8 protein-coding genes are annotated in these 7,414 nt (G+C 63.3%); all 8 read left to right on the forward strand.

Annotated features, from left to right (window positions below; all coding sequences use genetic code 11):
* The first annotated feature begins 52 nt into the window (after positions 1-52).
* The 8 genes from cyoA to E4L98_RS13920 are packed head-to-tail and all read left to right on the forward strand — an operon-like array spanning position 53 to position 7,358.
* Positions 53-1,066 (forward strand): ubiquinol oxidase subunit II, encoded by a 1,014-nt coding sequence (gene cyoA, locus E4L98_RS13885; RefSeq protein ID WP_135202144.1) that lies wholly within the window; start codon positions 53-55, stop codon positions 1,064-1,066.
* Entirely contained in the window at positions 1,063-3,069 is a 2,007-nt protein-coding gene (gene cyoB, locus E4L98_RS13890) for a cytochrome o ubiquinol oxidase subunit I (protein WP_371857217.1), read from the forward strand. The genes cyoA and cyoB overlap by 4 nt, the downstream gene beginning before the upstream one ends.
* A complete protein-coding gene (gene cyoC / locus E4L98_RS13895) occupies positions 3,062-3,691 on the forward strand; it encodes a cytochrome o ubiquinol oxidase subunit III (RefSeq protein WP_135202146.1) in 630 nt (209 codons plus the stop codon). The genes cyoB and cyoC overlap by 8 nt, the downstream gene beginning before the upstream one ends.
* On the forward strand, positions 3,688-4,095 hold the full coding sequence (gene cyoD, locus E4L98_RS13900; protein ID WP_135202147.1) for a cytochrome o ubiquinol oxidase subunit IV: 408 nt from the start codon (positions 3,688-3,690) through the stop codon (positions 4,093-4,095). Before cyoC ends, cyoD begins: the two co-directional genes overlap by 4 nt.
* Positions 4,092-4,880: an SURF1 family protein gene (locus E4L98_RS13905; RefSeq protein ID WP_135202148.1), complete on the forward strand. Its 789-nt coding sequence runs from the start codon at positions 4,092-4,094 to the stop codon at positions 4,878-4,880. The genes cyoD and E4L98_RS13905 overlap by 4 nt, the downstream gene beginning before the upstream one ends.
* Positions 4,881-4,905: 25 nt before the next feature.
* On the forward strand, positions 4,906-6,234 hold the full coding sequence (locus tag E4L98_RS13910; protein ID WP_135202151.1) for an ATP-binding protein: 1,329 nt from the start codon (positions 4,906-4,908) through the stop codon (positions 6,232-6,234).
* Positions 6,231-6,773, forward strand: coding sequence for a response regulator transcription factor (locus E4L98_RS13915; protein WP_135202149.1), 543 nt, complete (start codon positions 6,231-6,233; stop codon positions 6,771-6,773). The genes E4L98_RS13910 and E4L98_RS13915 overlap by 4 nt, the downstream gene beginning before the upstream one ends.
* Entirely contained in the window at positions 6,774-7,358 is a 585-nt protein-coding gene (locus tag E4L98_RS13920; RefSeq protein WP_135202150.1) for a 2'-5' RNA ligase family protein, read from the forward strand.
* The last annotated feature ends 56 nt before the right edge of the window (positions 7,359-7,414 follow it).

Raw genomic sequence — 7,414 nt, forward strand, 5'->3', positions numbered from 1 at the left:
CCTTAGTGAGTACAGTAGCATGTTCCCAATATTCTGTAACGTACATTACCGCATGATTCCTCCTATCGTTCGTCGTGGGTTGTTCCTCGCACCGTTAATGTGGCTAGCTGGCTGCGATACGGTCGTGCTGAACCCGTCCGGGGATATCGCAGCGCAACAGGCACACCTGGTAGTTGTGTCAACCCTGTTGATGCTGTTGATTATCGTACCTGTCATGTTTCTCATCTGTCTGTTCGCTTGGCGCTATAGAAAGTCAAATACCGCCGCCGAATACAAGCCGGACTGGGATCACTCCACCAAGCTCGAACTGCTGATCTGGGGCGCACCGCTGCTGATCATCATCGTGCTGGGCCTGATCACGTGGATTTACACCCACTTGCTCGATCCGTACCGTCCGCTGAGCCGTCTGGACGAACACCGTCCGATCGCCGCCGGCGTCAAGCCGCTGGAAGTGCAGGTGGTGTCGATGGACTGGAAGTGGATGTTCATCTATCCGGAACAGGGCATTGCCACCGTGAACGAACTGGTCACCCCGATCGACGTTCCCGTGCGCTTCCACATGACCTCGACCTCGGTGATGAACGCGTTCTACATCCCGGCGCTGGCCGGCATGGTCTACACCATGCCCGGCATGGAGACGCAGCTGAACGCGGTGATGAACAAGGTCGGCGTGTACGACGGCTTCTCGGCCAACTACAGCGGCGCCGGTTTCTCCGACATGAAGTTCAAATACCATGGCGTGTCGCAGGCCGACTTCGACGCCTGGGTGGCCAAGACCAAGGCTGGTGGCGCAGGTGACAACGGCGCGCTGACCCGCGCCCAGTTCGTCGAGCTGGACAAGCCGACCATCAAGCACCCGATCATGCACTTCGCCAACGTGGACAAGGGCTTGTACGACCTGATCCTGAACCGTTGCGTGGCCGAGGGCACGACCTGCATCAACACCCAGATGCACCAGGATGCCACGCGCATCAAGGCAGCGGCAGCCGTCAAGGAAATGTCGAAAGACGTGTGCGAGCCGACCAGCGTCGCCGCCACCACTGCTCAACCTACCCGTAAAGAATGACCATGTCTGATCTCAACCTGACCAATCTGATCATTGGGCGGCTGTCGCTGGAAGCAATTCCATACCACGAGCCCATCCTGATCGGCACCTTCGCCGGTGTGGCCCTGGGCGGCCTCGTGCTGCTGGCCGCGATGTTTAAATTCCGCCTGTGGGGTCCGCTGTGGCGCGACTGGATCACCTCGATCGACCACAAACGCATCGGCATCATGTACATGGTGCTCGGCATCATCATGCTGCTGCGCGGCTTCGCCGACGCGCTGATGATGCGCGCGCAGCAGGCCATCGCCTTCGGCGACAATCCCGGCTTCCTGCCGCCGCACCACTACGACCAGGTGTTCACCGCCCACGGCACCATCATGATCTTCTTCGTGGCGATGCCGCTGGTGACCGGTCTGATGAACTACGTGGTGCCGCTGCAGATTGGCGCGCGCGACGTGTCGTTCCCGTTCCTGAACAACTTCTCGTTCTGGATGACCACCTTCGGCGCCATGCTGACCATGGTCTCGCTGTTCGTCGGTGAATTCGGCAAGACCGGCTGGCTGGCGTTCCCGCCGCTGTCGGGCATCGCCGCTTCGCCGGACGTCGGCGTCGATTACTACATCTGGTCCTTGCAGGTGGCCGGTGTCGGCACCACGCTATCCGGGGTCAACCTGATCGCCACCATCATCAAGATGCGCGCGCCCGGCATGTCGATGATGAAAATGCCGGTGTTCACCTGGACCGCGCTGTGCACCAACGCCCTGATCGTGGCCACCTTCCCGATCCTGACCATCACCCTGGCCATGCTGTCGCTGGACCGTATCGCCGGCTTCAACTTCTTCACCAACGAGCTGGGCGGCAACCCCATGCTGTACGTGAACCTGATCTGGATCTGGGGCCACCCCGAGGTGTACATCCTGATCCTGCCGGTGTTCGGCGTGTTCTCGGAAATCGTCTCGACCTTCTCCGGCAAGCGCCTGTTCGGCTACACCTCGATGGTGTATGCGACCGTGGTGATCACCGTGCTGTCCTACCTGGTGTGGCTGCACCACTTCTTCACCATGGGCTCCGGCGCCAGCGTCAACTCGTTCTTCGGCATCACCACCATGATCATCTCGATCCCGACCGGTGCCAAGATCTTCAATTGGCTGTTCACCATGTACAAGGGCCGCATCCGCTTCACCGTCCCGATGATGTGGACCGTGGGCTTCATGCTGACCTTCGTGATCGGCGGTATGACCGGCGTGATGCTGGCCGTGCCTCCGGCCGACTTCGTCCTGCACAACTCGCTGTTCCTGATCGCCCACTTCCACAACGTGATCATCGGCGGCGTCGTGTTCGGTCTGTTTGCCGGCATCAACTACTGGTTCCCGAAAGCGTTCGGCTACACCCTGAATGAATTCTGGGGCAAGGTCTCGTTCTGGTGCTGGCTGGTCGGCTTCTGGGTCGCCTTCACCCCGCTGTACATCATGGGCTTCATGGGCGTGACCCGCCGCATGAACCACTTCGACGATCCATCGCTGCAGATCTACTTCATCGTCGCCGCCATCGGCGCGCTGATCATCGCCGGCGGTATCGGCGCCTTCCTGGTGCAGCTGTTCGTCAGCTTCATGAACCGCGACAAGCTGCGCGACGTCACCGGCGACCCGTGGAACGGCCGCACCCTGGAATGGGCCACCTCGTCGCCACCGCCCGACTACAACTTCGCCTTCACCCCGGTGGTGCATGACAGCGACAGCTGGGCCGACATGAAGGCCAACAAGTACCAGCGTCCGCTGAAAGGCTTCGTCGACATCCACATGCCGAAGAACACCGGCGCCGGCTTCGTCATCTCGGCCCTGTCGTTCGCCTTCGGTTTCGCCATGGTCTGGCAGATGTGGATCCCCGCGGCCCTGTCGTTCGTGGCCATGGTGGCGGCGATCGTCATCCACACCTTTAACTACAACCGCGATTTCTACATCAAGGCCGATGAAGTGAATCGTACCGAAGAAGCGCATACTCGTTTGCTGGAAAGCCATGTCTGAAATTAACGCTAACGGCGCCCTGAGCGCAGATCCAAGCGCGCGTTACTACGTGCGTGACCACCATCCGGAGAACGGCACGCTGCTGGGCTTCTGGATCTACCTGATGAGCGACTGCCTGCTGTTCGCCGGCCTGTTCGCCGCTTACGCTGTCCTGGGCCGCAACTATGCGGGCGGCCCGTCGGGCGCGGAACTGTTCGACCTGCCGACCGTGGCGATCAACACCGGCTTCCTGCTGCTGTCGTCGATCACCTACGGCTTCGCCATGATCGCCTCGCAGCGCAAGAACCTGAAGGCCACCATCATCTGGCTGCTGGTGACCGGCGCCTTCGGCCTGGCCTTCCTTTACCTGGAGCTGGACGAGTTCCTGCACCTGATCCATGAAGGCGCGGGTCCGCAGCGCAGCGCGTTCCTGACCTCGTTCTTCTCGCTGGTCGGCACCCACGGTCTGCACGTGACCTTCGGCTCGATCTGGTTGATCACGCTGGTGTTCCAGCTGGCCAAGCACGGCCTGACCCCGGAAAACAACCGTCGCCTGATGTGCCTGTCGATGTTCTGGCACTTCCTGGACGTGATCTGGATCGGCGTGTTTACCTTTGTTTATCTGATGGGAGTCCTGCCATGAGCGCACATAATCACCATGGACACGATGACCACGGCCACGGTCATCACGGTCACGAAGACGACGGCCACCACGGCAGCCTGAAGGACTACGCGATCGGTTTCATCCTGTCCGTGATCCTGACCGCGATCCCGTTCTGGCTGGTGATGAACAAGGTGTTCGACAAGTCGAGCACCACCGCCATCGTCATCCTCGGCTTCGCCGCCATCCAGGTCGTGGTCCACATGGTCTACTTCCTGCACATGAATGGCCGCGCCGAAGGCGGCTGGTCGATGCTGGCCACCGTCTTCACGCTGGTGCTGCTGGTGATCGTGTTGTCGGGCTCAATCTGGGTCATGTACCACATGAACATCAACATGATGCCTTCGATGGGTAACGACGTTCACAACATGCAAGACATGCAATGATGACGGGCGCCTCCAAGCGCCAACGTTCCCGCGCCCTGCGCGTCATCCTGGCCCTCGCGGCCGGGGTGATGTTCGCGGGGTTTTTTGCTTTGGGAACCTGGCAGATTTATCGGCTTCAATGGAAGCTGGCGCTGATCGAGCGGGTCGACCAGCGCGTGCACGCGGCCGCGGTGCCGGCGCCGTCCAGGGCGCAGTGGCCGCAGCTGACGGCCGAGGCGGACGAGTACCGCCGCGTGACGCTGAGCGGGGTATTCCTCGATGGCGCGACCACGCAGGCGCTGGCCTCGATCGAGCGCGGCATCGGCTACTGGGTGCTGACGCCGCTGTGCACGGCGGACGGCGGCATCGTCATGATCAACCGCGGCTTTGTCGCGGCGGGCGTCAGCGGCTGGAAACCGCAGCCCGCGCCGCCGCCGGCCGCGCCGGGTGCCTGCAAGCTGGCGACGGCGCCGCAGGTGACGGTCCACGGCCTGCTGCGCCTGAGCGAGCAGGAAAGCCGTCTGCGCAAGAACGAGCCGGAACGTAATTACTGGTACGCGCGCGACCTGGCGGCCATCGCCAGGGCGCGCGGACTGCCGCCGGTGGCGCCGTACTTCATCGACGCGGACGACGCCTCGGCGCGGGCGGCCGGGCCGGTAGGTGACGTGCAGCCGGTGGGCGGTTTGACGGTCATTTCGTTCGTCAACAACCATCTGGTTTATGCTGTCACCTGGTACGCACTGGCCCTGATGGTGGCCGCTGCGGTAGTCTGGGTAATACGAGATGCGCGCAAACAAAAGACCTAATCCCTACGACAGAGGCCGGCCGGGCATGCCGGTGGTGGAGCCGCTGGCCGCGGTGAACGCTTCGGCCAACACCATCACCCACGCGGCCGGCCACAAGAACATGCAGCAGCTGATCCAGCTGCGCTGGATCGCGGTGATCGGCCAGATCACCACCATCGCCACCGCCTCCATCCTGCTGGGCGTGCAGCTGCCGATGCCGGCGATGCTGAACGTGCTGGCCTGCCTGATCGCCTTCAACGTCGCCAGCATCCTGCGCTGGCAGGAAAACCAGGTGGTGTCCAACAGCGAACTGCTGCTGGCGCTGACGGTGGATGTGGCCAGCCTGACGGCCCAGCTCTACCTGAGCGGCGGCGCCACCAACCCGTTCGTGTTTTTGTACCTGCTGCACGTGATCCTGGGCGCGGTGCTGCTGGAGACGTGGTCGACCTGGACCATCGTGATCGTCACCGGCGCCTGCATCGCCGGACTGGCGCTGTTCTCCGAACCGCTGCCGCTGCCGCAGGATCATGCGCTGGGCATCTTCAGCCTGTACGTGCAGGGCATGCTGCTGTGCTTCATCCTCGACGCGGCGCTGCTGGTGGTGTTCATCACCCGCATCATGCAGAACATGCGCAGCAGCGCGGCGGCGCTGTCCGACCTGCGCCAGCGCGCGGCCGAGGAAGAACACATCGTGCGTATGGGCTTGCTGGCTTCCGGCGCCGCGCACGAACTGGGCACGCCGCTGGCGACGCTGGCCGTGATCCTCGGCGACTGGAAGCACATGCAGGAATTCAAGAGCAACCCGGTGCTGCTGGAGGAAATCGGCGAAATGCAGACCCAGCTCAAGCGCTGCAAGGCGATTGTCAGCGGCATCCTGCTGTCGGCCGGCGAGGCGCGCGGCGAATCGTCGGCGGCCACCACCATCAACACCTTTCTGGACGAGGTGGTGGCGGAGTGGCGCGTCGGCCGCCCGGTGATGGCGCTGGAATTCGACAACCGCATCGACCCCGATCATCCGGTGGTGTCCGATTCGACGCTGAAGCAAATGATCGGCAATGTGCTGGACAACGCGCTGGAAGCATCGCCGCATTTCGTGCGGCTGGAAGCCGGCGTGGAAGGCGACACGCTGGTGCTGCGGGTGACCGACAACGGCCCCGGCTTCGCGCCGGCCATCCTGGCGCAGTTCGGCAAGCCCTATAATTCCAGCAAAGGCCGTCCAGGCGGCGGGCTGGGACTGTTCCTGGTGGTGAACGTCGCGCGCACGCTGGGCGGCGAGGTGACGGCGACCAACCTGGAGCAAGGCGGAGCGATGGTGCGCCTGACGCTGCCCTTGTCCGCCATCGAAATCAAACCGGAACATCAAACGACGACATGACGACAGAAGAAGAACGCGTACTGCTGCTGGTGGAAGACGACGCGGCGTTTGCCCGTACCTTAGGGCGTTCTTTCGAACGAAGGGGCTACAAGGTACTGCTGGCCGAAAACGTGGACGAGGCCAGCGCGGCGCTGGTCGAGCACTCGCCGGGCTACGCCGTGGTCGACCTCAAACTGAAGGGCAACTCGTCGGGCCTGGCCTGCGTGCAGATGCTGCACGAGCACGACCCGGACATGCTGATCGTGGTGCTGACCGGCTTCGCCAGCATCAACACGGCGGTGGAAGCGATCAAGCTGGGTGCCTGCCAGTATCTGGCCAAGCCATCCAACACCGACGACATCGAAGCCGCGTTCGAACACGTGGCCGGCGCGGCCGAACTGGAACTGACCACGCGCGCCACCTCGGTCAAGACGCTGGAGTGGGAGCACATCCACGCCGTGCTGGCCGAGACCGACTTCAACATCTCCGAAGCGGCGCGGCGGCTGGGCATGCACCGTCGCACGCTGGCGCGCAAGCTCGAAAAACAGCGGGTGAAATAGATGTCGACCCAAGGCTCCCTGTTCGACTTCGAAGCGCCGCCGCAGCCGACCGACCGGCTGTTCTTCGCCATCGCGCCCGACGCCGGCGCCGTCGCGCAGATCGGCCAGCTGACCGCCCAACTGAAAGCGCAACACGGCATGGTCGGCCGCCCGACCGCCGCCGCCAAGCTGCACTGCACCCTGTGCGTGCTGGGCGACTATGTCGGCATGCCGGACAAACTGGTTGACGCCGCCTCGCAGGCGGCCGCGCTGGTGGCGGCTGGAACGCAGCCGTTCACCGTCAGCTTCGACACCGCGCAAACCTTCATCAACCGCGCGCGCAACCGACCTTACGTGCTGACCGGCAGCGAAGGCATCGTCGGCGTCACCGAACTGTACCGCCGCCTTGGCGGCGCCCTGGCGAAGGCCGGCGCCGGTGTCCATCCGCACAGTTACACGCCGCACGTCACACTGCTGTACGACGATATCACCGCCGCGCCGCAGGCCGTGGCGCCGGTCGAATGGACCGTGCGCGAGCTGCTGCTGCTGCACAGCCACATCGGCCAGGGCCGCCCCTACACCATACTCGGCCGCTGGCCGTTTTAACTCCGGGGTCAGGTCTTCCATTGCGTCACGGGCTGTGCCGTAGCGGCCGCTACGGC

The sequence above is a fragment of the Duganella callida genome (genome assembly GCF_004614165.1).
Lineage (GTDB): Bacteria > Pseudomonadota > Gammaproteobacteria > Burkholderiales > Burkholderiaceae_D > Rugamonas > Rugamonas callida.

Bases quoted from the DNA above. Each gene is read 5' to 3' on its own strand.
- cyoD (WP_135202147.1), top strand. From the start codon at position 3,688: ATGAGCGCACATAATCACCATGGACACGATGACCACGGCCACGGTCAT.
- E4L98_RS13910 (WP_135202151.1), top strand. From the start codon at position 4,906: ATGCCGGTGGTGGAGCCGCTGGCCGCGGTGAACGCTTCGGCCAACACC.
- E4L98_RS13905 (WP_135202148.1), top strand. From the start codon at position 4,092: ATGATGACGGGCGCCTCCAAGCGCCAACGTTCCCGCGCCCTGCGCGTC.
- E4L98_RS13915 (WP_135202149.1), top strand. From the start codon at position 6,231: ATGACGACAGAAGAAGAACGCGTACTGCTGCTGGTGGAAGACGACGCG.
- cyoA (WP_135202144.1), top strand. From the start codon at position 53: ATGATTCCTCCTATCGTTCGTCGTGGGTTGTTCCTCGCACCGTTAATG.
- E4L98_RS13920 (WP_135202150.1), top strand. From the start codon at position 6,774: ATGTCGACCCAAGGCTCCCTGTTCGACTTCGAAGCGCCGCCGCAGCCG.
- cyoC (WP_135202146.1), top strand. From the start codon at position 3,062: ATGTCTGAAATTAACGCTAACGGCGCCCTGAGCGCAGATCCAAGCGCG.
- cyoB (WP_371857217.1), top strand. From the start codon at position 1,063: ATGACCATGTCTGATCTCAACCTGACCAATCTGATCATTGGGCGGCTG.